This is a genomic window from Tychonema sp. LEGE 07196 (assembly GCF_963890365.1).
Lineage (GTDB): Bacteria > Cyanobacteriota > Cyanobacteriia > Cyanobacteriales > Microcoleaceae > Microcoleus.
Genome location: NZ_CAWPRX010000167.1, coordinates 13,641 through 36,955 on the forward strand (window position 1 = coordinate 13,641; position 23,315 = coordinate 36,955).

Sequence of the window (23,315 nt, forward strand, 5' to 3'; positions counted from 1 at the left end):
GCCGATGAATCTGGAATGTTGAACAAAGGTCTAAAATTAGAGGCTGCTAACGACAGAATTCGGGCGCTTGTGTCCGTTTGTTGGGTGATAGTAAGGGCGAGTATTAGCCAATTGATTACAAAAACCTGCCGGCCGGGCGGTCGATCGACAGGCAATGTCCTAAGATATAGACAAAAGCCTAAAAAGTGAGACGGCCCGCCTTCAGCGGGTAAAAATAGTTCTCAACAGCAAACAAAGAGCAGCTAAATTAACGAACAAGCGAATGGATTTTGGTATCTCGTTTCTCTCCAACAACCTAATGCTGCCGATCCTAGATTTTTTCTACGGGATCGTGCCAAGCTACGGTTTAGCTATCGTAGCTCTGACGCTCGTGATTCGCTTTGCTCTTTATCCTCTCAACGCAGGCTCTCTTCGCAATATGCGACGTATGAAAGTAGCCCAGCCGTTGATGAAAGAGCGAGTAGATCAAATTCAAAAACTCTATAAAGACAATCCTACTAAACAGCAGGAGGAAATGAGCCAAGTCTACAAAGAATTTGGCAACCCTCTAGCAGGATGTTTCCCGTTGGTGCTGCAAATGCCAGTGCTGTTTGCACTTTTCGCAACGCTCAGGGGTTCGCCATTTTCTGACATAAATTACAACGTCAACCTTGAAATTGTCCCGAAAGAACAAATCGAAACTGTTCAACCGCAAGCTTTTGCTACACCGCCCCAAAATATTTACTTCACAGGTACTTTTCACGCTCCAATTGTGGGCGTGATTCCAGGCGGCAACAAACTCGCAGTCGGCGACACAACCAAAATAAATTTTCAAACCTCTGAGGGCAAAGCTCTTCAAAGCATAGCGACAGAAAATAACACCGAAATAGACCTTGAACCCCGCTGGAAAATTATCAAAGGCGAAGAACTCGTCAACGTAGACGAACAGGGCAACATCACAGCCTTAGCGCCCGGTGAAATCACTGTTGAAGGCATAATCCCCGGATTGGCCGCCAACAAAGGATTCCTGTTTATTGAAGCTCTAGGCCGCGTTGGCGCGATCGACCCAGATGGTAAGATCCACTGGGATATTTTGGTGATGATCCTCGGCTTCGGCATTAGTTTGTACATCAACCAAACCCTTTCGGGACAAGCACAAGGGCCAAACGACAACCCCCAACAGGCGACAGTCAACAAACTAACGCCAGTCATATTTTCGGGGATGTTTTTGTTCTTCCCGCTGCCCGCTGGCGTGTTGATGTATATGCTGATTGCTAACATCTTCCAAACAGTTCAAGCGTTTATTTTGTCCAGAGAACCGCTGCCTGAAAATCTCCAAAAAATCGTGGACGAAGCAGAGGCGAAAACTCAAAAAGAACAGGGATTAGATGCACTTCCCTTTGAACCAAAGCGTTCTAAGAAAAAGGCTTGATTTTAACAAAAATGAAAGACTCTCAAATGCAGCGCGGACAGGAATGGTTAGAAGAATTGCTAAAACTGTCCGCAATTCCTTCAACAGTGGTATGCGAACAACAAAAAGATTGCTATTGGATGACCATAGATCACAGCAATCTGACTCCCGAACAAGTTGCAATCTTAGTCGGGCCTGACGGTGATGCACTAGATGCGATTCAGTACCTCTGCAACGCGATTGCGAACATAGGTAACGAATCAGAAGAGTCCATTCCTTATACGGTGGAACTCAATGGCTATCGCATCCGCCGCCAAGAGGAATTGCGCTCGATGGCTGAGTATGCAGCAGATCAAGCGCGATCGACAGGAACTGAAATTGAACTAAAATCGTTGTCTTCAGCAGAACGCCGTCAAGTCCACGGTTTTTTGAGCGAATATGAAGATCTAGAAACTTACAGTCAAGGACATGAACCCGATCGGCGTTTGGTAGTGCGTCGGCGCTGACGGTAAAAAAGGAAAAAAGGAAAAAGGAAAAAGGAAACAGCCCAAAATTAGCTATTCCTTTTGACTTTTGACTTTTGAATCAGCCCAAAAACAGGTACAAGCCCCCGATGTCAGAAGTGGATATTCCAAAATTTTAGACCAAAGTTTCAGATCCCAGATTCATCTGTGAAGTAAATCTAAAATCTAAAATCTAAAATCTAAAATCGACTGACTTGTGCCTTGAGACGAAAAGCATAAAACGGCGAAAGATGATTATGGAGACAATTTATATTCCTCATCTACTCACAAAATTAGAGCGGAAAGAGGTTATTGATTTTGAAGAATTTATTCCCGATTTAGAAACTCTCACTCCGGTGCGGGGACGATTGCAAGTTGCTCACCAAGGTAATTATCTTGAAGTGAAAGCAAAAGCAGAAACAATTGTTACTCTAACTTGCCACAGATGCTTGAAACAATACAATCATCGTTTAAAACTGCGATCTTCTGAAATAATTTGGTTGGAAGAAAAAAACCTTCAGCCCGATGCAAGTTCAGGAGAATATGAAGTTGATTTAGAAGATTTGGTGGAAAATTTGCCACCTACAGGCTCTTTTTCTCCGAGTGATTGGGTGTACCAGCAAATGTGTTTGGAACTACCGCACAAACATCTATGCGATATTGAATGTCCGGGAATAGATATAAATGATGATGATGCTGCTGAGACAGAAAGCTCAGAAACATTATCGGACAGTCGCTGGGCTTCTTTGGCAGCACTTAAACGGAAATTGCCTTAGTCAGTTGGCAGTTGACAGGAAAGCAGTTGACAGGAAAGCAGTTGACAGGAAAGCAGTTGGCAATAGTCAATAGTCAATAATTAATGAAGTATTTGAGTTTGGCTTTTACACGCGAGTGCGATCTTCCTAGATCGCACTCAAACAAAAAATATTTTTACTCTCCGAAACAAATGCTTCCGTAGCTAACCACTAAGAACGGTGGAATAACGAGTTCAAAAAAATAACACCAGCTAGCCACCAATGACTAATGAGCTCGTACCCGGTCGATTACAATAACAAAAACGGTTCGTAGTGTGGACTTTATTCCGCATTGTTTTGTATTCTAAAGTCCACACAAGTCCAATTTTAGCTCTGTCAATCTACCGGACAGGATATGACTAATAACTAATGACTAATAACTAATAACTAATGACTAATAACTAATGACTATTTTTAGCGACGAATTTGAACTGCTGCTACGATCGCGCTACCCCCTAATTTACATTCCCACACGGGAAGAAGAGCGCGTCGAAGCAGCGATCGCCCAATGCGCCAAAAAACAGGGTTCTCGTGCAGTCTACATCTGGGATTTTGTTGACGGCTACCAAGGAAATCCCAACGATGCCGGTTTTGGCAAGCGCAACCCCCTGCAAGCTTTAGAATTTCTCGAAAAATTGCCCGCATCCGCGCCGGCGATCTTTATTTTGCGAGACTTTCAGCGGTTTTTAGAAGATGTTTCAATTTCCCGCAAGCTGCGGAATTTGGCGAGACTCCTCAAATCGATGCCCAAAAATATTGTCATCGTCTCTCCCATAACTTCGATCCCCGAAGACCTCAGCGAAGTAATCACAGTTTTGGAGTTTCCCCTGCCTGCGGCGGCGGAAATAAAAATTGAGGTGGAAAGACTGTTAGGGTCTACCGGACAAGCCATAGAAGGGCGTTTGCTGGACGAAACAGTGCGATCCTGTCAAGGTCTGTCGATCGAACGAATCCGGCGAGTTTTGGCAAAGGCGATCGCCACCAGAGGCGAACTGCACCCAGACGACGCGGAACTGATTTTAGAAGAAAAGCGCCAAACAATCCGCCAAACTCAAATTCTCGATTTTTACCCAGCCCGCGAAAACATCTCCGATATCGGCGGTTTGGACAATCTCAAAGAATGGCTGCTGCGGCGCGGCGGTGCTTTTTCCGAACGAGCCCGTCAATACGGTTTGCCGCATCCGAGAGGCCTGTTGTTAGTCGGAATTCAAGGAACGGGCAAATCCTTAACTGCAAAGGCGATCGCCCACCACTGGCATTTACCCTTGCTGCGATTGGATGTCGGGCGCTTATTTGCCGGATTAGTCGGCGAATCGGAATCGCGCACCAGACAAATGATTCAGCTAGCCGAAGCCTTGGCCCCTTGCGTGCTGTGGATTGACGAGATTGATAAAGCTTTTTCGGGATTGGACGGTAAAGGCGATTCCGGGACAACCAGCCGCGTGTTCGGGACTTTTATTACTTGGCTGGCAGAAAAAACTTCACCGGTTTTTGTAGTCGCTACGGCGAACAACATCCAGTCTTTGCCGCCGGAAATGCTCAGAAAAGGCAGGTTTGACGAAATATTTTTTGTAGGTTTGCCCAGTCAGGAGGAACGGCGGGCAATTTTTGAGGTACATTTATTGCGGTTGCGATCGCACAGTATCAAAAATTACGACTTAGAGCGCTTGGCTTACGAAACTCCCGATTTTTCGGGTGCCGAAATCGAGCAAACTTTGATTGAAGCCATGCACATTGGGTTTAGCCAAAATCGAGACTTTACCACAGATGATATTTTAGAATCAGCCAGTCAGATGGTACCCTTAGCCAGAACGGCGAGCGAGCAAATCCAATTTTTACAAGATTGGGCCGCTGCTGGGAAAGCTCGCCTTGCTTCTAGATACGGCAGTCTGAGCCGCCGGATTCAGGGATAGTCGCTCGAAGACATTGTGCAGATAGTCAGTATTCGGCATTTACCCGCAGCTAAAACTTAGCTCCCAAAGTCTATCCCGCCCATTCCCGATTCCTCCATTCCAGACTCCTCCATTCCCGATTCCCGATTCCCGATTCCCGATTCCGTCTTCCTGATGACTACTGACTACTGACTACTGACTACTGACTACTGACTAATGACTTCTTCCTTCTTCCTTCTTCCTTTTTCATATGAACAGTATATATAGCGTTTTCAAGTTTTTAGTGGGTTTTCTGCTAGCGATCGTCCTCATGGCAGGCGCTAGCGTGGCGGCTGCACTTTACTTTGCCGCTAAGCTAACTACTGTGCCCGAAAAACCGATGTTTTCCAACGATAAAACAGCAGTTCAGGTTGCCGGCGCAAAACCCAAGTCAACAGCGCAAGCTAGCCCTGTTTCTACATCTAGCGATGAGCAGTCTCCGAAACCCTTAGAACCTGGAGCTTACCGAGCTGTAGTGACTCAGCCCATCGGCTTAATTCTCCGAGACAGTGGAAGCAGAGACTCAAACCGGATTGGCGGTGTCGGTTACAACGAAAAAGTCGTAGTTTTAGAAGATTCCCCGGACAAAGAGTGGCAGCGAATTCGGGTTGAGGATGGGAATCGGGAAGGTTGGGTAAAGGGCGGCAATACTGCAAAAGTCGAAGGTGAATAGGACAATAGCCGATCTCAAGTCCTGCACGACAACCCTGATCCGCGATCGGGAAATTACCAGCCTTAAGAAAGCGTCGATCGGCCTGATACCTGGGGTTTCCGAGAGCGAAAATCTACGCAACAAGTCTAATCTTAATCTCCGATTCAAAAACTCAATATCACATTTATTTATAAAAGTAAAGTAAACTTTATTTGCAATATTTGGGATGGCAATCAGAGACTCTGAGACTGTGGGTGCGAGTCCGAGCAAAATCAGCAATTTGACATTAAAGCCAAGCAGCGCAAAGGTTTTTTAACCAAAAATCCCACCCCCAGACCAGGCTTTGTATAAGTAAAAGCTATCTAATTAATGAGAGTATGTTAAGAAACTTAGCAAAATTTTAAGCTTAGTTGCGAAACTGAGGGATTTGTGACCTAGGCAGAAGCAACAGTGATAGCTTTGATCCCAAGAGGTAACTTTTCAGCTTAATAGCTACCAAAAATAAAAGATATGTACGACAAACGTCCCGATCGAGATTTGGCGACTGCTGCTGTAACTGCGGCATTAGGAGCTGGGGTGGTCACTTCTTTTGCAGTCAGCAGAGGCCAAAACCCGCTGGTAGCTTTGGCCATTACTGTTTTTGCGGCGGGAGTAGCTTTGATTTGCGATCGGTTCGGCTTAATTTAAGTTAATGTCCCATTTTTAAGACGAACATTTAACCAATAATATCGTGTCCGTTTGATTTGGTTTTTGTGATTGTAATAGATCAAACTCAATACAAATTCCCACCCCTATTTGCAACCAGCAAGGGTGGGAATTTGGATTGATTATTCAATAAAGAATATTTTTATCAATCAAAAATAAAAATTTAGTCAAAAATACCCATAACATCATCTCCGGTCGATGACCGCAACAAAAACGTTTCGTAGGGCGGACTTTAGTCTGTTGTCATGGAGCGTATGCAAGTCTTCACTAGGAACCTTAACCGCGCCTGTGCGGTCAATCCCATCGGTGATAGAGCCATAAACCGCATTTTGGGCAGTATGTCAGGACTGACTCAAAAATTTATCATTTTTGGCGATCGAGGTTAAGATGTGGCTGCAAACTTTTTGCCTGACACTCGCGTCAGTACAAACTGCGATGCTATCTTGGTTGTTACCTGTAATTATTTTTGAAGGCAATTTTTTTTGAGAAACAGGGTTGCTTCGTGCGAACAGGTAAAACTCAGTCTTGATAGAATCGCAGCAATCCAAAGCTCAGTTTGAGTTTGCTCGTACACCACAGCCACAATTTAACAGTAAAAATTTATGGAATCTCTCGCCTACCTCGAACTTGCTCTTGTTTGCGAAGCACCCGCAGAGTCAAAAATTGTTGATGGACCAAAGTGGCCAAACCGATCGACTCAGACTTATGTCCGTTTGTTGTCTCTGGCCTTGATGCTGTCGGTTTTGAGCGCGGCAGGTTCGGCTTTTGCTCAAATAGATCCTGTTAGTCCAGATGTGCGCTCTGTTCAAGACCGGTTGCGGGAACTCGGCTATTTTCCCCGATCTTCCACCGGTCAGCTAGGCCCGGTAACTAGACAAGCTCTGACTAACTTTCAACGAGACTATCAATTGTCGCTGACTGGCCGGCCCGATCGAGCTACGGCGATCGCTCTCAACAGTTTAGCCCAGGACGATCGACCTTTTAAAACTACTTATACAAACTATAGCTATACCGAACTCAGTTTTGGAGACACGGGTTCAGAGGTTTCGGCCCTCCAGCGCAGGTTGCAGCAGCTAGGCTACTTCAACACTCATCCCACAGGAAATTTTCGCGAAGTTACTGTCCGTGCGGTGAGATATTTCCAGCGAATTAATGGGCTGCGGGTGACTGGAGTTGCTGACCAGCAAACTTTAGCTTTGCTGTTTGGCTCCATCGGGCAGATTCCGCCCGCTACGCCTGGGGGGAATATTTCGGGAAATGGCGGTTGCAAGGGGCTGCGCTTCGGGGACAGAGGGGCGACGGTAGACTTGATCCAGCGGCAGTTAAAAGCTTTGGGTTATTTTGAAGGCGACGTTGACGGCAAGTTTCGCGAGCGCACTCTTTATGCTGTGACTCGTTTTCAGCAAGATTATAATTTAGTTTCTGACGGCTGCGCTGACACTGCCACTTTGACTGCTATCGATGCGGAGATGAGGTCTAATCAAATTACCTTATATCCTGGAGAAAATGACGAGCAGAGTAATGCTGGAGATTTTCTGGAGTTGGGCGACACAGGCCGAGAAGTTGAATTTGTGCAGCGGCGGCTGCAACAATTGGGTTATTACAGGAGCCAGATTCACGGTTGGTTCGATCGACCAACTCAGATAGCTTTGATCCGGTTTCAGAAAGATAGCGGGATGTTCGGGACTGGTCGGGTGGATCGCAGCACTCGATCGGCTTTGCGACTAGGCCACAGGCAGGCAGCAAAGGCGCAGCAGCCAGTCGCAAGGGGTATCCGGCGGGGTGATAAAGGGCCTGCAGTGCTACAGCTTCAATCAGCACTCAGAAGTCTGGGCAAAAATCCCGGCCCGGTGAACGGAGTATTTGGAGCCGAGACTGAATGGGCGGTGCTGTCGTTTCAGCAGGAACGCAATTTGTCTCCGGCGACGGGTATTGCCACTCCGGCAACTTTGGCCGAAATTCAAAACGGATTGGCTCGGAGGTTGCCTGTTCCTGCTGTTCCGATTAGCAGCACTGTCAATTCTCGTCGATCGAGCATTTAATACTGACAAAGGTGGCTGCAAGACCTCGGCTTTTACAGGGGTTCAGTCACCGGAGTTTTGGATGCTCAGACGAGAGATACCCTCGATCGATCTCAGCGCAGTTACGGCGTTAGCAGTGACGATTTGTTGAGTCAAACTTTTTAGGGACTTGCGGACGCTACATCAAACAAATCGGGTTTCTAACTTCCGAGTCATTCGTCAAATGATGTATTTGCCTTAAACAACCGGTTTCGGCGTAACTGCGGTCGCACTTGCGCCGGTTTTTGATTAATTATTGTAACAATCTGTACTTGAAACGCGAAAATAGTGTACCTTCACTCGATTGACTCCAGAACGTTGTGGCCGTTTTCGGCGATCGACTTCGGACAAGACCAATTGCTCGAAACCAAAGACGGCCATCCCATCCGCAAAGCTTCGTGACACACCGTATGAATAGTTAGCTGGCAGTCTAGCAGGTGCAATCCAGACTTTTCAGCTTGCTTCATACCTGTTTTCAAAATCGAATCGTTGTTAAATTCGATCGTTCTGTTGCACTGAACGCAGACTAAGTGGTGGTGGTGGTGCGGATAAGGCTGATTTATTTCATAATGTTTGTGACCTTCTGCTAGTTCGAGTTCCCGGAGTAGGCTCATCCTTGCCATTAACTTTAAAGTTCGGTAAATGGTGGACAAGCTAATGTTTTCTCCGCGATTTTTCAACAAAGTGTACAAATCCTCAGCACTCAGGTGATTGCCTTTGGGGAGGTTTTGAAAAACGTGCAAGATGGTTTCCCGTTGGGGAGTCATCCGCCAGCCTTTGTCATTGAGTTCGGATTTGAATGAAGACGCGGTGTAAAGTGCCATTATGACCCTCTCAAGAAAGTCTGCCTATTGACAATCATACACAACGATCGAGATATTGTGCAAATATCCGAGCTTATTGAAAAAAGGTTGAGGAAAAAATTTATTTTTTGATATTTTTTGATGGCAAATAGGCCCAAAAGCTCCAGACAGAAGACATAGAAATCCTTGAGAAGTAGAAATCAATACTTCTGCTTTCCGTCTTCTATCTAGATTCAGAAACCGACAGTAGATGCACGCCCATTAATTTAATTGAGAGACTCCAAATAGTCGCGGACGCGGTTGCGACGCTTTGGTTGACGGAGTTTTTGCAAAGCTTTAGCTTCTATTTGGCGGACTCGCTCGCGGGACAAGTCGAGAGCACGACCGATTTCTGCCAGAGAGTAGGGGTGTCCGTCGCCCAAACCAAAGCGCATCAGAATTACATCTCGTTCGCGGCTGGTCAAATCTGCCAAAAGTTGCTGCAAGTCGCGGTGCAGAGCTTCTCGCATCAGCATTTCTTCTGGGGAGATGCTGTCGGTTTCGAGCAAGTCGCCCAATTCTGTATCTTTTTCGTTGCCCACTTTAGTTTCCAGAGAAACAGAGCGCGGGACTCGCAACAAAACTTCTCGGACTTGGGATGGTGTCATTTCCAGCTCGATCGCGATATCATCGATGGTAGCTGTCCGACCTTTTTCTTGAGAAATTTTGCGCTGGGCTTTTTTGATTTTGTTAAGTTTTTCGGTGATGTGAACGGGGAGGCGGATGGTGCGGCTTTGAGTAGCTATCGCCCGCGTAATTCCCTGCCGAATCCACCAGTAGGCATAGGTGCTAAACCGATAGCCCCGCGTCGGGTCGAATTTTTCGACGGCTCGCTCCAATCCGAGAGTACCTTCTTGTATTAAATCTAGCAACTCTAAACCGCGATTTTGATATTTTTTCGCTACCGAAACAACCAGGCGCAGGTTGGCCTTAATCATGTGGTCTTTTGCTTCGATGCCTTCAGCTTGAATTCTTTCTATCTCCTCGACAGTCATCTCTGCCAATTCTGCCCAATGGCGCTTGCCTTCGGACATAATTCGTTTTAGTTCTGGCACGTCGCCTACACCTGCTGTTAATGCCCAGCGTTCCAGGGAAGGCTTGTGTCCCAACTGTGCGGACAGACGATCGCGCACTTCTATTACATGAACAAAGCGCCCAATTAGCCCTTCTTCCTGAGAGGCGACGGTACTGCGTAATTCCAGTAGTTTGATATAGCGCTGAACTTTTTGAGCTTCAGAAACTTCTTCGTCTCTACCTAAGAGACGAACGCGACCGATTTCTTGTAAGTAAAGGCGCACTAAATCCGTAGTGCGGCGGCTGGCATTTTTTTGCAATTTGGATGCTGTCTCTGCATCCTCAATCTCTGCTGCGCGTTGGTCGATGAGTTCGTCCCCAGCTTCTTCAGCATCTTCATCCAACACATCTACATCTTGCAATGGATTGACTTGCAGTTGTTCGTCGAATTCAGCTTCAGCGTAAAAAGAGGTGGCTGGCATAGTGATTTTCTCAGTTGCTCCGGGTGAAAAGATGCTACGCTTAGCGGTTATTTATAATTATGATGCCCGCTTTATTAGGACGAACCATCACCGCTGTTTGTTTCTTTACTAACTTTTGTGACTTTTTTTGCTGTTGTTCGATCGAACTTTGGCAGCCCCACTTCTTTTACAAAGATTCAGGAAAACCCTAAGAACTTTCTGATGTAACAGGTTGAAGGCCAGAAAAGTGCGTTGTACTTCTTTGTTTGTATAGCTAGTATAGATAGTGACAGGCTAAAAACAAGTGACGTTCGTCAGAAGTTAAGTTAATCTTCATCACCAATAACCTGGTTCCCGATCACTTCGGAAAATTAAGGATTTTTTTAATAAAACTTTATATAACTCGGCGGGATCCACTAAATACCTGCTGTGGATGGAAGTTTAATCCCTTGCAGAATATGAGGTTCAGAGTTGATCTTATTTTCAATACCGAGTGGCGGCTGACGAAAAAACCGGGTTTCCCGACAAAAATTTAGGATTTATACCAATTTTAAAAAAGAATGCAACAGTGTTCTTGTCCCCCCCCCTTTACAAGGGGGGGCTAGGGGGGGTCGAAGAGTGTTGCACGATTTTAGAAAAATGGTATTAAACTGATAATTTGAGGAAAAAACTCGATCGTTCGAGGTTTTTTGCCGGAGTCGCTTTTTTTGAGGAAACAGCAGCCGATAATTATTTTGCTGTGGGCTGTGGCTTCTGGTTCAACCTCACCCAAGAGAAACGGCATCGGAAACCGAGTTTTTTGCACTCGCCCTTGGACGGGGGCTGGTTGTTCCTGCTGTTACCGGAGGTCGATCGGGTTTGATACGGCGTGCGCTAGATTAACCGCACGCACTCTTGGATCGCGCGTGCGGACTTCAGTTTGTTCTCAGACTGCGGAATGCGAGTCCGCACTACAAACCCTTTTTTGATGGTAATCGATCGCACATGATATGAGCTAGCGCCCGATCGATCGCGAGTGCACCGCGAGTTCAAATTGCTAGCGCGGGTAAAGTTTCATCAAATCCTTCACCTGTTCGGCGTGATACGAACTGCGAGTTAAGGGAGAAGCAACAACTTGCAAGAATCCCAAAGATTCGCCAAACTCTCTCCAAGCATCAAACTGTTCGGGCGGCACAAAACTTTCTACATTCAAGTGCTTTTGAGTCGGTTGCAGATACTGTCCAACTGTCAAAATATCGCAGCCGACAGCCCGCAAGTCCTGCATCGCCTCCCGAATTTCGCTGTCTGTTTCTCCCAGTCCCACCATGATCCCGGATTTGGTGTAAACTCCCGGTGCGATTTGGCGGCTGCGCTGTAAAAGTTCCAGCGTGCGATCGTACTTTCCTTGCGGCCGCACTTTCCGGTAAAGTCGCTTTACGGTTTCGGTATTGTGGTTGAGTACATCGGGGCGGGCTGCGAGAATAATTTCTAAAGCTTGCCAATTGCCGCACAAGTCGGGAATCAAAACTTCTATGGTTGTATCGGGCATTGTCGATCGTACCGCTTGAATGCACTCGACAAACACAGACGCGCCCCCATCCGGCAAATCGTCCCGGTTTACAGAAGTAATCACAACGTGATTCAGTTTTAGCCGCTGCACAGCTTGCGCCAATCTTTCGGGTTCCGTCGGATCTAAAGCTTGGGGCTTTTTCTCAAAATCGATATCGCAGTAAGGACAGGCGCGGGTGCAAGCCGGGCCCATAATCAAAAATGTCGCAGTACCCGCGTTGAAGCATTCCCCAATGTTGGGGCACGACGCCTCTTCGCAAACCGTATTCAGGGATAAATCCCGCAAAATTTCTTTGACGTTGCCGACGCGCTCCCACTGGGGGGCTTTAACTCGCAACCACTGGGGCTTAACTGTCACGCCTGTCTCCGCCTGAGTAGTGTTTTACAAATTATTATATACGAGCTTGGTGAATTTGGAATTGAATGTGATATCGTAAAATGTGATGACTAAATTCGGGATGTAGCGCAGCTTGGTAGCGCACCTCGTTCGGGACGAGGGGGTCGCAGGTTCAAATCCTGTCATCCCGATTTTAAAATTAAATTTGATATTCTGCAGCCAGTAAGTTTGTTTCGGGCGATCGTCCGGCTGTCTATACTTGTAGTGAGCTGAAATTGTAGATCGGGCTGTTCATCCCCCTTGACTCTAAAAATCAACTGTAACGGTTATTTTTGCAAAGCAATGTAGAGAATAATTTGTCAAGAATCAGAGCAGCAGTAGAGAGTAGAGAGCAAGTCTGAATATTCTCTCTTTGTTGAGATTCGAGACTGTGTTTGATTGTATGTACCCGATCGATCCTGAGAAATTTTACCAAGGTTTGAAACCAGAGGCAAGTAAAAACACTGCCATAGTAATTCTTAACGATTTCTTAATCAATATTTACACCTTGAGGTAGATATATTAATAGCTGAATAGGCTTACAATTGTAACCAATATTATATTAATAATTGTAAAATTAATCCAAAAATCGGAGGATATTCTAGTGCAAAGAAGTGGCAAAGCCTTCGGCTCCTGCTCTCGCTGCGAAACAGTACCCCAAAAAATAGAGGGTCGCGGAGGCTTATACCTGTGGTTTCCAGTGTCGCACACGCTGAACAAGGTTATTTCTGCACTGAGGGGGACAAAACTTGAATTCCAGCTTTTAGAGGAGAGCAAGTGTTTGTACATTACCCTGGAGGGAATAGCAAAAGAAAACTTTAGCGCCCTAGCGGCCTCGGTGTTGACAAATCAAGAGTTGAAAGATACAAAAGCTTTGTGGATGCGGGAAGTTGAACAGCCGCAATTTAGCGATTTTTATCGCAGCACTTCCTTAGACTCTTTTATTAACTTCAGCAATTCTGATTGGCTGTTAGATTTATTGTACGAAGAAAGAATTACTACACATTTTCAGCCCATTGTTTATACGTCAGATACTTCTAATATTTTTGCCCATGAAGCGCTACTCCGAGGTATTGACGAGCAAGGAAACTTAATTCCTCCGGGTCGGATTTTTGGTCAAGCTGAATCAGCAGGTATAATTTTTCAACTAGATGCTTTAGCCCGGACTCGCGCTATTCGCGAAGCCAAGGTACACGAAATCGAAGAACTGCTTTTTATTAATTTCTCTCCTACTGCTGTTTACGATCCCGCTACGTGCCTGCGAATGACGGTGCAGGCTATTGATGAATCGGGAATTCCTCACAGCAATATTGTTTTTGAAGTAGCGGAATCTCAGCACCCTCCCGATATGGATCACTTGATTAAGATTCTGAGGTTTTACCGAGAAGCGGGATTTTTAATTGCCTTGGACGATTTTGGCAGCGGTTCTTCTAATTTAAATTTGATGCACCAGTTGCGGCCGGATTTTCTAAAGTTGGATATGCAATTAATTCGCAACGTTCATCAAGATTTTTATAAGGCACTAATTACTGAAAAAATGTTAGAAGTTGCCGCTCAATTACAGATTAAAACTGTTGCTGAAGGTGTGGAAACTGTGGAGGAGTTAGAGTGGGTGCGACAGCGGGGAGCGGATTTTGTTCAAGGTTTTTTGATTGCTAAGCCTTGTTCTCCACCCATCGCAGTTACCAAATCTATTGGCGGTGCTGAACCTGTTTCTCTGTCCGTTTAAAATGGTATTCTATGGCTTATTGGTACCCCGGCAGAGCATCTGGATCGGTCTCCAGCAAAACGATCAAATTTCCAAACAGAGCCTCTAGATATTCATTACCAGGCAGAGCCTGGTAACGAGAAAGCCAGAAAATTAGAAAATATTAAACGCTTAAATTGCGCCGCAAAAAGCTTTCTAGGGATTCCATTCTCATGTTGTAGATAGACTCCAAATTTTGCACTTCTTCGGGAGTGCAGAAAAACTCGTTACCCAACAATACCCGCAAAGTTCCTAAGCTTTTTTGAGCTTGAGGATTCAACAAACCCAAGACATTTCGCAAGCCGTCAAACACAACCAAGGGCGGGTTAATTACCACAGGTTCGCGATTGAACAAGCGTCCGAAAATTCGGGCAATGTCGTCTCTGCTCAGAACATCGGGGCCGCCGACTGCTAAAATTTGGTTGCGCGCGCCTTCGACTGTTGCCGAGTCTACGGCAATTTTTGCTAAGTCGTCGGTACTGACAACGGAGGTGCGGTTTTTGGCGTCGCCAATCAGCAGGTAAAGTCCGGTTTCTCGAAATCTTTCTGCTAGCGGCAGCAGGCTGGAAGCAAAACCGGCCGGCCGCAAAATGGTATAGTTTAATCCGCTGTTTTGCAGGTATTTTTCGACTTCTCGTTTGGCTTTGAATACTGCTGAATCTTCGTATCCGCGATCGACTCCCAGTACAGAAATAAAGACAAAATGCTCAACTCCGGCTTCTTTGGCGCAGTCGATCAGTTCTATGTTGGCGCGGTAGTGTACTGCTTGAACGTCGCCGCCTGTGCCGTGGGTGCTGATGATGTACTGGACTCCTTGGCAGGCTTTTTTAATATCTTTGTCTTGTTTTAAGTCGCCGATAAAAATTTCTGCGCCTCGGTTTTCTAGTTCCGAGTAGCGAGATGCGAGGCGAACAAAGGCGCGGACAGGCTTGTCTTGCTGTCTGATTTCTCGTACTATTCGGCGGCCTAGGGCACCTGTTGCTCCGGTTACTAAGAACATGATTTTTTGGGGTTTATTGTTATGGGAGAAGGAAGTTCGGCAGCGGATTTTGTAACGGATGTAACGGATGGAATGAGCAATTTTCTGCAAGGGGTTTTAGAAACTCGGTTGCTTGATTTTCTAGTTGCTAAACCTAAGATTTATCGTAGAAACCGGGTTTATTTTGCCAAGCATCGCTTAGGATTATAGAAAGAAACCCGGTTTCTTAAATTTCTGGTTGTTAAACCTAGGATTTATCGTAGAAACCGGGTTTCTTTTGCCTTAATCTTATTTATAACTCACAATTCAAATTTCGACAATTACGGGGGTGTGGTCGCTGGGTTTGATTAATTTTCGGGGAGCAATATCTATTGTACAGTTTTTTGCTTTTTGGTACAGGGAATGGCTGAGATAATGGTGGTCGATTCTCCAACCGTTGTTGCGGGGAAATGCGGCGGCGCGATAGTCCCACCAGCTATAATGGCCGCCTTCTGAGGTGAATTTGCGGAAGGGGTCGCTCAGTCCTAATTCGATGATTTCTGTTAGTGCTTGGCGTTCGGCTACTGATAGGCCAACTGAGTTTGCAGCAGCTTTGGGATTGTGAATATCTCGATCGTCCGGGACGATGTTGAAGTCGCCACAAATGCACAGGTTGGGCGAGTTGTCTAGTGCTATTTTGAGATATTCTTGCAGCAGTTTGAGCCAATGCAGTTTGTACTCATATTTCTCGCTACCGACTTCGGAACCGTTGGGAACGTAGACGGAGATGATGCAAATATCGTCGATAACCCCGGCTATGAGGCGTTTTTGTTCGTCGAAGCTGCCGGCGGTTTCGGTGCCGAGAAGGGGGGAAAATCCGGTGCTGATTTGTGACATGGGCGATCGGCTAAAAATAGCTACGCCGTTGTAGGATTTTTGGCCGGAAATGTAACAGTTGTAGCCGAGGTTTGTGAAGGGTTCTAGGGGGAAGTCTTTGTCTGTGACTTTGGTTTCTTGCAAGCAGAGAATGTCTATTTGGTTGGTTTGCAACCAGTTAGTAACGTGTTCGATGCGGGTGCGGATTGAGTTGACGTTCCAGGTGGCGATTTTCATTTCTTGTTTGTTATGTACTCTCTGATTGCTGGTTCGATCGCGAAGTGCGATCGCCCGTTTTGCTTGACTGTTTCAACTAATGACCTTCGTCCTAAAGATTGCATGACTTTCAAGAGTTCTGGCGGTGATAGTTGCAGGTTGTCTGGCTTTTTTGAGATGTCTGCTGGTTCGATCGCACTTGCTAGCCAAGAGATAACTTGTTGTTCGGATGCGGTTAGGCGATCGCACTGCTGCTGCAATAGTGATTCTAAGTCTCCTAAAAATAGGGTATCATAGGAGAGGAATTCGGAAACGCTGCCGCCGAACAAGTCTTGAATTAATGTGGCAATTATATTTAACCATAAAGGATTGCCTCGGTAAAGGTCGATTAGTTGTGACCATTTTTCCGGTTCTGCTAATCCTTTTTCTCTGAATATTTCCTGTGCTTCCGGGCCTAAACCGTTGAGTTGCAGAGATTTGCAGGGGCGGTTTTCGCCTTCTAATGCGGCGATTTCTCTAGGTTTTTCCCAACTCAGGAGGATTAAACAACTGTTGTGGGATGATTCTGCTATTTCTTTGAAGAATGCGCCGTAATTTTCATAGCCTGGTTGGTAAGTTCCTGCGAGTTGTTGGCTGCTGAAGATGGTTTGGATATCATCGAGGATGAGGAGACAGCGGTGCGATCGTAGATAGTTGATTACCCCCCCCAACCCCCCCTTGCTAAGGGGGGGAGAAAGAGGTTGAATCTCTTCGCCGCGCCGGGGAGAAAGAGGTTGAATCTCTTCGCCCCCCCTTGATAAGGGGGGGTTGGGGGGGTTAGTTTCTTGCTGCTGGGAGAGGAATTTAATTAAGTCGGTTTGGAGTGAAGCCAGCGGTGGCGCGTCGCGGAGACTTCGCCAGATAATGCGATCGAATTCGTGTTGAATTTGTGGGATTAGTTGGAGTGTTAGGGCGGTTTTGCCAATACCGGATAAGCCGTATATGGTGATGAGGCGGGTGCGGCTTAAAACCCAGTTTTCGAGGGTGGAAAGTTCGGATGTACGATTATAGAATAGGTTGGGTTCTGGTGCATCGGATAAGTCAAAATGTATTTTAGGTTCGGAATTGCTGATTTTTTCGTTAAATTTATCCTTGTCTTGCGCTTCAGGTTGTGAGACTTTTGGAGAGTAAAAAGTATCTGCGGAGATGTTACGAATATTAATACAGCCATTCCCGACGAGTGAGACATTGGAAACTCGTAAATTTTCCAGCTTTGCTCTAAAATTTGCTTTACATACTTGTTCCTCGCCTAATGCAACTGATAGAAGTTTCCACAATTTGAAGCCTACCTCTTTAACATATTTTTCTGAACGGTGGTGTTCCTGTGCAATTTCTTTATATTTTTGATTGTTCCAAGCGCCGCGCAGTATAGCTTTTTGCAGGCTATCTAAGTGTTTTCCCGTAGTAGTTAAAGCTAGATTGTCAGTAAATTTTAAGGCATCTTCAATATCCATTAGTCACGTAGATGCAAGGGTTTGAGCTAATTATAACCTAAGTAGGCATAACTTTTTGAAACTTGACCACCTAAATGTGACTTTTTATGGCCAGGTCATTAAGAGAAAGTTCCTACTAAATATGACTTTATATGGCTTGACAAACTTTAGCGTTTAGAAAATAATTTATGCTAACCATAAATTAAAATACTTATGGAAAGAGCGCTTGGTAAGTGGATAGTTTCAGGTTTCCCTGGTTTAGAATATGTAATGGCTGGGTATATTTTAGTCGGAATGATAGTAGGAATACTGGGATTTTTTTTATTTTTTTACTTGCTTAACTGCCTAGTGAGTAATAAAGATCCCTTAAAATATTCAGATCCATTATCTCAACAGCCTAAAAAATATAAGTTTCTAGTAAAGGTTTGCATAGCTTATATAGCTCTAAACTTCTTCCTACTTTTTGTCCCTTATGGAGGTTTATTATCAGGTATTTTAGGTCATTTAGTCTTAATGTTATGGATGATTTCAAATGACCCCAAAGATTCAGGAGCTGGTTTTGTTTTTATATTTGGAATAATATTGATGGGAATTATTGGATGGGGGGCTATTGATTCGGGAATTATTTCCTTGGAAAATTCACAAGGTTGGACATTTGAAGATGAAATGCGAAGGGGTGAAGAATTTGTGAACCAAAGGCAAAAAATGAGACAAGAGTGCTATGCAAAAGGTGGTGATAGTCTAATTTGCGATCGATAAGGTACTGGTAAACCTGATTGCGATTATTTTCATTTTAGATGTTATCATCTCAATAGCGTAAAGCTAACTGAACTAATTTGGGGAATTATAAACTAATTGTAGTATGGAAAGCTACCCTCTCTTTAGGGAAATTAGTTGAATGGAGACAGAATAGAAAATGGCAGTCCTGTAGAATACTAAGGGGAATACAAGATGGCTAGAGATATAGAAGCAATACGAACTAGATACAATGGGGTGACATTCAGATCTAAGTTAGAGGCTCAATGGGCTGTCTTCTGGGATGAGCTAGGAGTGAAATGGGAGTACGAACCACAGATGTTTGAGCTTCCAGATGGAAAGCAATATATACCTGATTTTTGGATAGTTGATTTAGCTTTATGGGTCGAGATTAAGCCTAATGCAAAAATTGCACACGAAGAGGAAGCAGAGTTGAAATGTTTACAATTAGCTGGTAAAACTGGCGACCTAGTATACTTAGACCAGGGTGGATTCGCTTGGCCTATTTCTGAAGACTGGCACTACTCAAAATCAGTGGTTCCACGGGAGGCTGCCGAGATATACTCAGTTCTTTTTTTCTATATCACAGATCATGTTCAAGGAGATTGGATATATCGATCATATGACCATTTTTGGGGCACCTGCCCTGAATGCGGGAAAATAGGGATTGCAGCTCTGATATCATTAGATTTATTTAGCAATCATATTTTTTCATGTAAGTGCTATACCCGGCATCACTGGCTAGAGTCCTCTTCTGAAATACTAATGGAAGCATACGATAAAGCATTAAGATATTGGAGCTAAAAAAATCAAAATTTCCTATCATAGCTATATAGAGAAATTTCTCACTGTTAAAGCTAACCTGATGATTATCTAATCAAATCCCGATCGCGAATTGAGAATTTTTCATTCTGAGTTTGCAGGTACTTGAACGAAAATCCCAGACTTTCCGGCGGTTTCCGTTGACAAGGGACAATTTTAGACTGAGGTTTCTTCTTTGACACGGGCCGAATAATATTTTTTCATCGATTGTTGAGAAATAATCGCATGACAAGATTCATCTCTCGGCAAATCCCCTCTCGCTTCCAGCCAAGGTATTTCACTGCAAATCATTCGTTCCAAAGTTTCATCATCATACTCAAAATATGCCTCAGCAACTTCTTCGATAAATTGCCCAATTTTTTGGGGAAGTTTCGGTTGTTCGATTTTTTCTCTAATTGGTTCCCAACTAAATTGGCGTTGATACTTGTCTAATAAATCAGGAATCACCGGCCCGTGAATCCATGCTTGAAAATCTGCATCAAATAGCGACTTACCGTAAACTCCTAAATACCAAGCTTGAGCGTAGTACATGAGTTTTTGTAGCTTGTAGACGTTGATTGCTACATCAGTTTGCGCGGCTAACCAGATGAAAGCATTTGCAATATCTCGATCGCTAAGTTTGTCCGAATTAGCTGGAACCGCAACAACTTTCAGTTGACCTTCGCCTATCTGTTCCAATAGTTCAGAAACCGACAAGTTAAATTCTCCGGCAATTTGCTCAACTCTTTGCCAGACTGGAGAACTTACAGTTATTTGATATTCAGTTGTGATTGAGGTAGCTTGAGTCATGGCAGTTCTGAGAGCTAACTTAAATAATTGTAGCAAAGAGTGCGGAAGAATGACGTAATGCAGTCTTTGTTAAGCATGATAACTCAAGTGCAAATCACCGACAATTGGTAATTCAAATACATTATTTTCTCGCAACCGCTTTGAGAAAAACATAACTTCCAGATTTTCAATTTCCTCCGTGTCAGGATTGAGACGAGCTACAATTCCATAGTCTAGTTCTTGCGATTCTTGCTCTGCATAAGGTGAACATTTATTGACGTACAAAATATCCCCAATAGCATCGTATTTAAAAGTTAATTTTTCTGCCATATTATCTCTCCTTGGGTAACATTTTTTGTTAAGTAAGCTGTCACGATCCAATAGCGCTGTGTGGGATCTGTATCATTCACAACAGCTACTACAACATACCTACCCTTGCGACCCTTACCAGACTGCTGTGAAAATAGAAGAGTATTGCCGAAACGTAAATCACATCGAACCTCATCTGGGTCAGCTAGAGTTTTAGCAATTCTTTCCTGATAAGATGGTAGCAAATCGGGATGTGTCTCGACAATATGTAGTTCTCGCTCTTCAGTGAGTTCAACCTCACTATCGAGATATGGACAGAAAAATTGTGTTGTCACATTCCTCGATTCTTGCCAGTCCTAGTTACCTAAATTTTAGATTACCATAATTACCTGATAAGTTTAGCGATCGCCCTTACATCCCAAATTGTCACAAAGCGCGACCTCTGGGAACCGTATCATTCAAACCAACTCCGACACTCTGCGCCGCCCTTCCACGGCTTCATACTCATCCTCTAAAAGCCAATACTGTGCCTCATCATAACCCTTACTAGAAAACACAACTTTATAAACATCAGCCGGATTTTAGAGCCGACAATTTCCCTCGCGTCACTTTTTTGTTTCAAACTTCCCTTGCCATTTGTACTCTACATCCTCATCAATTGTCGAAAATGTAATATCCTGCCCTCAGCTATTTAACGAAACACCATTCGCTATTTTTGTCAACCTCAAAATTCCCTTAAATATTTTAATTTTGTCAACACCAGATACCCCAACCAGTAAGGCAAAATCAGAAAAATAGATTAGTTCAAAAAGCCACTTTCAGAAAATCTAAAAAATCTACTTTATTGATGCTCATTTCCCCCTCCAATCCATTAATCATCAGCGTCCATCAGCCAACATCTGCGGTTAAAAACTAACATAATTTTGCCGCCACCAAGCCCGCACAAACTTAATCTCCTCAAACGTATAACATTCTTGTAAAAAATCATAAATCGCTCTCAACCGTTCATCTCCAATAACTTCAATAGCGTGTATAATAGCCTGCTGGCGTTCCGATTCCACCAACAAATTTATATCAACTTCCCGGCCCGTATCCATCAATTCTACCAAATGTCCCGCAATAGTATTCTGGCTCATCCCCCGCATTTCGGCGATCACTTCTACAGTCACACCTTGCTTGTGCAATTCCCAGGTTTGCATCTGCGAATAAGACGGAACATTAGCAAGATTGGGAGGATTAACCACATCAGAAGGTGCAGCACCTGTGGGCAATCCTTGTTCTTTACAAAAAGTGTGAATTGCCTCTAAAAAAACCTTGCCGTACTTATTTCGTTTATTGCTACCAACGCCGTAAACATCCTCAAATTCGGTGAGATTTTGCGGGCGTTTTTCTGCCATGTCTCGCAAGCTTCTATCGGCAAAAACTACGTAAGGTGGCACAAATTGTTCGTCGGCAATTTGTTTTCGCAGCGTGCGAAGTATGGCAAATAAACCTTCGACTTCTACAGCCAAAGACCGCACTCTTCCCTGTACTTCCCGCTGCGGTTCAATGGCAATTTCAACTGTGCGCTGGCGTTTCATGATTTCCCAACTTTTCTCGTTGAGTTTTAAGATGGGAAAACCGTCGGTTTTTTCGTCTAATAAACCTTGATTGATCAGCGAACGGCTCAATCTTTTCCAATCTTCTGCACTTCTGTCTTTGCCAATGCCGTAAGTAGAAAGTTGCTGGTGCTGGTATTGCAATATTTTTTGATTTTTTGAGCCGCGCAGTACGTCGATAATATGATTCATTCCGAATTTCTCTTGGCATCTCGCGATGCAGGAAAGAAATTTCATTGCTTCTATTGTCCAATCTTCTACTGGCTTTTTGTTGCAACAGTTGTCGCAATTGCCGCAATTGCCGGGAAATGAATCGCCGAAATAATTTAATTGGACTGTGCGGCGGCACTCGCTGGATTCTGCGTAGTTAATTACTCGCCGCAACTGTTGGCGGGCTATTCTTTGTTCTTGTTCGTCTGGTTTTTGTTCGATGATGTATTCGATGGTTTTGACATCGCCGAATCCAAAAAATAAGGTGCAGTGGGATGGTTCGTTGTCTCGGCCTGCGCGGCCTGATTCTTGATAGTATCCTTCGAGATTTTTGGGTAAGTCGTGGTGAATTACAAACCGCACGTCTGGTTTGTTGATTCCCATACCGAAGGCGACTGTTGCTACCATTACTTGCACGTCGTCGCGAATGAAGCGGGTTTGGTTGGTTGTGCGATCGACATCGCTCATTCCGGCGTGGTACGGTAAAGCTTGGATGCCGCTTTGCTGCAATTTGTAAGCGATTTCGTCAACTTTTTTGCGGCTGAGGCAATAGATAATTCCCGAACCGCCTTTTTTTTGGATGATTTGCAAAATTTGGGCAAAACTGTGTTTGGTTTTGGGGCGAACTTCGTAGTATAAATTGGGGCGGTTGAAGCTGGCGACGTGGATGTAGGGATTTCGCAGATTTAGCTGCTGGATGATGTCTTGGCGGACGCGCTCGGTGGCGGTGGCGGTGAGTCCCATAATGGGGATGTTTGGGTAGCGATCGCGCACTCGCTGCATTTGCCTGTATTCTGGTCGAAAGTCGTGTCCCCATTCCGAAACGCAGTGGGCTTCGTCGATCGCAAATGCCGAAATTCCTAACTTTTCTGCTACTATATCCAAAAACGGCAAAAATCTTTCACCCAACAATCTTTCGGGCGCAACGTACAGCAATTTAATTTTACCTTCGAGAATTGCTGTTTGGCGCGATCGAGTTTCCATCGCGCTCAAAGTGCTGTTAAGAAAAGTCGCCCCAATGCCATTATCCTGCAAAGCTTCCACCTGGTCTTGCATCAGAGCAATCAGCGGCGAAACAACCACCGTCAATCCCGGTTTCAACAAAGCCGGTAATTGAAAACACAAAGACTTGCCACCGCCAGTCGGCATGACAATCATCATATCGCGTTTTTGTAAAGCAGCTTCGACAATTTCCCGCTGCCCGGTGCGGAAAGAGTCATAGCCAAAAAAATGTTTGAGGGATTGTTCGATGGATGAGGGCGCGAGAGATGTTGGCGGATTCGACCCTGACATTTGTAGTAATTGGT

22 protein-coding genes, 1 tRNA gene and 1 pseudogene are annotated in these 23,315 nt (G+C 44.8%); 14 read left to right on the forward strand and 10 right to left on the reverse strand.

Annotated features, from left to right (window positions below):
- Positions 1-262: 262 nt before the first annotated feature.
- The 8 genes from yidC (at position 263) to AACV78_RS28760 (ending at position 8,161) form a co-directional block, all read left to right on the forward strand.
- The gene (yidC, locus tag AACV78_RS19165; protein WP_194010923.1) at positions 263-1,411 is read left to right on the forward strand and encodes a membrane protein insertase YidC; all 1,149 of its coding nucleotides are present in this window, start codon (positions 263-265) and stop codon (positions 1,409-1,411) included.
- 11 nt (positions 1,412-1,422) lie between these two features.
- Positions 1,423-1,896 carry a Jag family protein gene (locus tag AACV78_RS19170; RefSeq protein ID WP_194010922.1) on the forward strand — a complete coding sequence of 158 codons (474 nt, stop codon included), beginning with the start codon at positions 1,423-1,425 and terminating at the stop codon, positions 1,894-1,896.
- A gap of 254 nt (positions 1,897-2,150) precedes the next feature.
- Positions 2,151-2,669: a YceD family protein gene (locus AACV78_RS19175; protein ID WP_194010921.1), complete on the forward strand. Its 519-nt coding sequence runs from the start codon at positions 2,151-2,153 to the stop codon at positions 2,667-2,669.
- Between the two features lie 422 nt (positions 2,670-3,091).
- Entirely contained in the window at positions 3,092-4,600 is a 1,509-nt protein-coding gene (locus AACV78_RS19180) for an AAA family ATPase (protein ID WP_194010920.1), read from the forward strand.
- A 229-nt stretch (positions 4,601-4,829) separates the two neighbouring features.
- Positions 4,830-5,291 (forward strand): SH3 domain-containing protein, encoded by a 462-nt coding sequence (locus tag AACV78_RS19185; RefSeq protein ID WP_194010919.1) that lies wholly within the window; start codon positions 4,830-4,832, stop codon positions 5,289-5,291.
- A 489-nt stretch (positions 5,292-5,780) separates the two neighbouring features.
- Complete coding sequence (locus AACV78_RS19190; protein WP_194010918.1) at positions 5,781-5,957, forward strand: hypothetical protein; 177 nt, start codon at positions 5,781-5,783, stop codon at positions 5,955-5,957.
- Positions 5,958-6,577: 620 nt separating this feature from the next.
- Positions 6,578-8,017: a peptidoglycan-binding domain-containing protein gene (locus AACV78_RS19195; RefSeq protein WP_194010917.1), complete on the forward strand. Its 1,440-nt coding sequence runs from the start codon at positions 6,578-6,580 to the stop codon at positions 8,015-8,017.
- A gap of 15 nt (positions 8,018-8,032) precedes the next feature.
- The gene (locus tag AACV78_RS28760) at positions 8,033-8,161 is read left to right on the forward strand and encodes a hypothetical protein (protein ID WP_228042357.1); all 129 of its coding nucleotides are present in this window, start codon (positions 8,033-8,035) and stop codon (positions 8,159-8,161) included.
- Between the two features lie 170 nt (positions 8,162-8,331).
- On the opposite strand, the gene AACV78_RS19200 is transcribed toward AACV78_RS28760, so the two are convergent.
- Both AACV78_RS19200 and sigC read right to left on the reverse strand, forming a co-directional pair.
- Positions 8,332-8,859, reverse strand: a complete 528-nt coding sequence (locus AACV78_RS19200; protein ID WP_194010916.1) for a ferric uptake regulation protein — start codon at positions 8,857-8,859, stop codon at positions 8,332-8,334.
- 245 nt (positions 8,860-9,104) lie between these two features.
- Positions 9,105-10,373: an RNA polymerase sigma factor SigC gene (gene sigC / locus AACV78_RS19205; RefSeq protein ID WP_194010915.1), complete on the reverse strand. Its 1,269-nt coding sequence runs from the start codon at positions 10,371-10,373 to the stop codon at positions 9,105-9,107.
- 637 nt (positions 10,374-11,010) lie between these two features.
- On the opposite strand from sigC, the gene AACV78_RS19210 reads away from it, so the two are divergent.
- Entirely contained in the window at positions 11,011-11,214 is a 204-nt protein-coding gene (locus AACV78_RS19210) for a hypothetical protein (RefSeq protein WP_194010914.1), read from the forward strand.
- A gap of 174 nt (positions 11,215-11,388) precedes the next feature.
- On the opposite strand, the pseudogene lipA reads toward AACV78_RS19210, so the two are convergent.
- Positions 11,389-12,261, reverse strand: a pseudogene (gene lipA, locus AACV78_RS19215) (lipoyl synthase); the annotation flags it as partial.
- Positions 12,262-12,354: 93 nt separating this feature from the next.
- Between lipA and AACV78_RS19220 the strand changes: the two are divergent.
- Both AACV78_RS19220 and AACV78_RS19225 read left to right on the forward strand, forming a co-directional pair.
- Positions 12,355-12,428: transfer RNA gene (locus AACV78_RS19220), tRNA-Pro, on the forward strand.
- A gap of 452 nt (positions 12,429-12,880) precedes the next feature.
- Positions 12,881-14,005, forward strand: coding sequence for an EAL domain-containing protein (locus tag AACV78_RS19225; RefSeq protein WP_194010912.1), 1,125 nt, complete (start codon positions 12,881-12,883; stop codon positions 14,003-14,005).
- 142 nt (positions 14,006-14,147) lie between these two features.
- On the opposite strand, the gene AACV78_RS19230 is transcribed toward AACV78_RS19225, so the two are convergent.
- Complete coding sequence (locus AACV78_RS19230) at positions 14,148-15,023, reverse strand: SDR family oxidoreductase (protein WP_194010911.1); 876 nt, start codon at positions 15,021-15,023, stop codon at positions 14,148-14,150.
- Positions 15,024-15,044: 21 nt separating this feature from the next.
- Between AACV78_RS19230 and AACV78_RS19235 the strand changes: the two genes are divergently transcribed.
- Positions 15,045-15,212: a hypothetical protein gene (locus tag AACV78_RS19235; protein WP_194010910.1), complete on the forward strand. Its 168-nt coding sequence runs from the start codon at positions 15,045-15,047 to the stop codon at positions 15,210-15,212.
- A gap of 96 nt (positions 15,213-15,308) precedes the next feature.
- Here the strand turns inward: AACV78_RS19235 and xth are convergent, their stop codons facing one another.
- Together xth and AACV78_RS19245 are read right to left on the reverse strand one after the other, a co-directional pair.
- A complete protein-coding gene (xth, locus tag AACV78_RS19240; protein WP_194010909.1) occupies positions 15,309-16,094 on the reverse strand; it encodes an exodeoxyribonuclease III in 786 nt (261 codons plus the stop codon).
- Positions 16,091-17,566 carry a helix-turn-helix domain-containing protein gene (locus tag AACV78_RS19245; protein ID WP_194074326.1) on the reverse strand — a complete coding sequence of 492 codons (1,476 nt, stop codon included), beginning with the start codon at positions 17,564-17,566 and terminating at the stop codon, positions 16,091-16,093. Before AACV78_RS19245 ends, xth begins: the two co-directional genes overlap by 4 nt.
- Before the next feature lie 192 nt (positions 17,567-17,758).
- On the opposite strand from AACV78_RS19245, the gene AACV78_RS19250 reads away from it, so the two are divergent.
- Together AACV78_RS19250 and AACV78_RS19255 are read left to right on the forward strand one after the other, a co-directional pair.
- Complete coding sequence (locus tag AACV78_RS19250; RefSeq protein ID WP_194012263.1) at positions 17,759-18,304, forward strand: hypothetical protein; 546 nt, start codon at positions 17,759-17,761, stop codon at positions 18,302-18,304.
- A 192-nt stretch (positions 18,305-18,496) separates the two neighbouring features.
- Positions 18,497-19,105, forward strand: a complete 609-nt coding sequence (locus AACV78_RS19255; RefSeq protein WP_194012264.1) for a PDDEXK family nuclease — start codon at positions 18,497-18,499, stop codon at positions 19,103-19,105.
- Positions 19,106-19,279: 174 nt separating this feature from the next.
- On the opposite strand, the gene AACV78_RS19260 is transcribed toward AACV78_RS19255, so the two are convergent.
- The 4 genes from AACV78_RS19260 to recQ form a co-directional block, all read right to left on the reverse strand.
- Positions 19,280-19,912, reverse strand: a complete 633-nt coding sequence (locus tag AACV78_RS19260) for a Panacea domain-containing protein (protein WP_194012265.1) — start codon at positions 19,910-19,912, stop codon at positions 19,280-19,282.
- A gap of 69 nt (positions 19,913-19,981) precedes the next feature.
- Positions 19,982-20,221 carry a DUF2283 domain-containing protein gene (locus AACV78_RS19265; protein WP_194012266.1) on the reverse strand — a complete coding sequence of 80 codons (240 nt, stop codon included), beginning with the start codon at positions 20,219-20,221 and terminating at the stop codon, positions 19,982-19,984.
- Positions 20,206-20,535, reverse strand: coding sequence for a hypothetical protein (locus AACV78_RS19270; protein ID WP_194012267.1), 330 nt, complete (start codon positions 20,533-20,535; stop codon positions 20,206-20,208). The genes AACV78_RS19265 and AACV78_RS19270 overlap by 16 nt, the downstream gene beginning before the upstream one ends.
- A gap of 570 nt (positions 20,536-21,105) precedes the next feature.
- A complete protein-coding gene (gene recQ / locus AACV78_RS19275) occupies positions 21,106-23,301 on the reverse strand; it encodes a DNA helicase RecQ (RefSeq protein ID WP_194012268.1) in 2,196 nt (731 codons plus the stop codon).
- Positions 23,302-23,315: the final 14 nt, after the last annotated feature.

Excerpts from the sequence above, each read along its gene's own strand:
- yidC (WP_194010923.1), top strand. The coding sequence starts at position 263 with ATGGATTTTGGTATCTCGTTTCTCTCCAACAACCTAATGCTGCCGATC.
- AACV78_RS19170 (WP_194010922.1), top strand. The coding sequence starts at position 1,423 with ATGAAAGACTCTCAAATGCAGCGCGGACAGGAATGGTTAGAAGAATTG.
- AACV78_RS19175 (WP_194010921.1), top strand. The coding sequence starts at position 2,151 with ATGGAGACAATTTATATTCCTCATCTACTCACAAAATTAGAGCGGAAA.
- AACV78_RS19180 (WP_194010920.1), top strand. The coding sequence starts at position 3,092 with ATGACTATTTTTAGCGACGAATTTGAACTGCTGCTACGATCGCGCTAC.
- AACV78_RS19185 (WP_194010919.1), top strand. The coding sequence starts at position 4,830 with ATGAACAGTATATATAGCGTTTTCAAGTTTTTAGTGGGTTTTCTGCTA.
- AACV78_RS19190 (WP_194010918.1), top strand. The coding sequence starts at position 5,781 with ATGTACGACAAACGTCCCGATCGAGATTTGGCGACTGCTGCTGTAACT.
- AACV78_RS19195 (WP_194010917.1), top strand. The coding sequence starts at position 6,578 with ATGGAATCTCTCGCCTACCTCGAACTTGCTCTTGTTTGCGAAGCACCC.
- AACV78_RS19200 (WP_194010916.1), bottom strand. The coding sequence starts at position 8,859 with ATGGCACTTTACACCGCGTCTTCATTCAAATCCGAACTCAATGACAAA.
- sigC (WP_194010915.1), bottom strand. The coding sequence starts at position 10,373 with ATGCCAGCCACCTCTTTTTACGCTGAAGCTGAATTCGACGAACAACTG.
- AACV78_RS19230 (WP_194010911.1), bottom strand. The coding sequence starts at position 15,023 with ATGTTCTTAGTAACCGGAGCAACAGGTGCCCTAGGCCGCCGAATAGTA.
- AACV78_RS19235 (WP_194010910.1), top strand. The coding sequence starts at position 15,045 with ATGGGAGAAGGAAGTTCGGCAGCGGATTTTGTAACGGATGTAACGGAT.
- xth (WP_194010909.1), bottom strand. The coding sequence starts at position 16,094 with ATGAAAATCGCCACCTGGAACGTCAACTCAATCCGCACCCGCATCGAA.
- AACV78_RS19245 (WP_194074326.1), bottom strand. The coding sequence starts at position 17,566 with ATGGATATTGAAGATGCCTTAAAATTTACTGACAATCTAGCTTTAACT.
- AACV78_RS19250 (WP_194012263.1), top strand. The coding sequence starts at position 17,759 with ATGGAAAGAGCGCTTGGTAAGTGGATAGTTTCAGGTTTCCCTGGTTTA.
- AACV78_RS19255 (WP_194012264.1), top strand. The coding sequence starts at position 18,497 with ATGGCTAGAGATATAGAAGCAATACGAACTAGATACAATGGGGTGACA.
- AACV78_RS19260 (WP_194012265.1), bottom strand. The coding sequence starts at position 19,912 with ATGACTCAAGCTACCTCAATCACAACTGAATATCAAATAACTGTAAGT.
- AACV78_RS19265 (WP_194012266.1), bottom strand. The coding sequence starts at position 20,221 with ATGGCAGAAAAATTAACTTTTAAATACGATGCTATTGGGGATATTTTG.
- recQ (WP_194012268.1), bottom strand. The coding sequence starts at position 23,301 with ATGTCAGGGTCGAATCCGCCAACATCTCTCGCGCCCTCATCCATCGAA.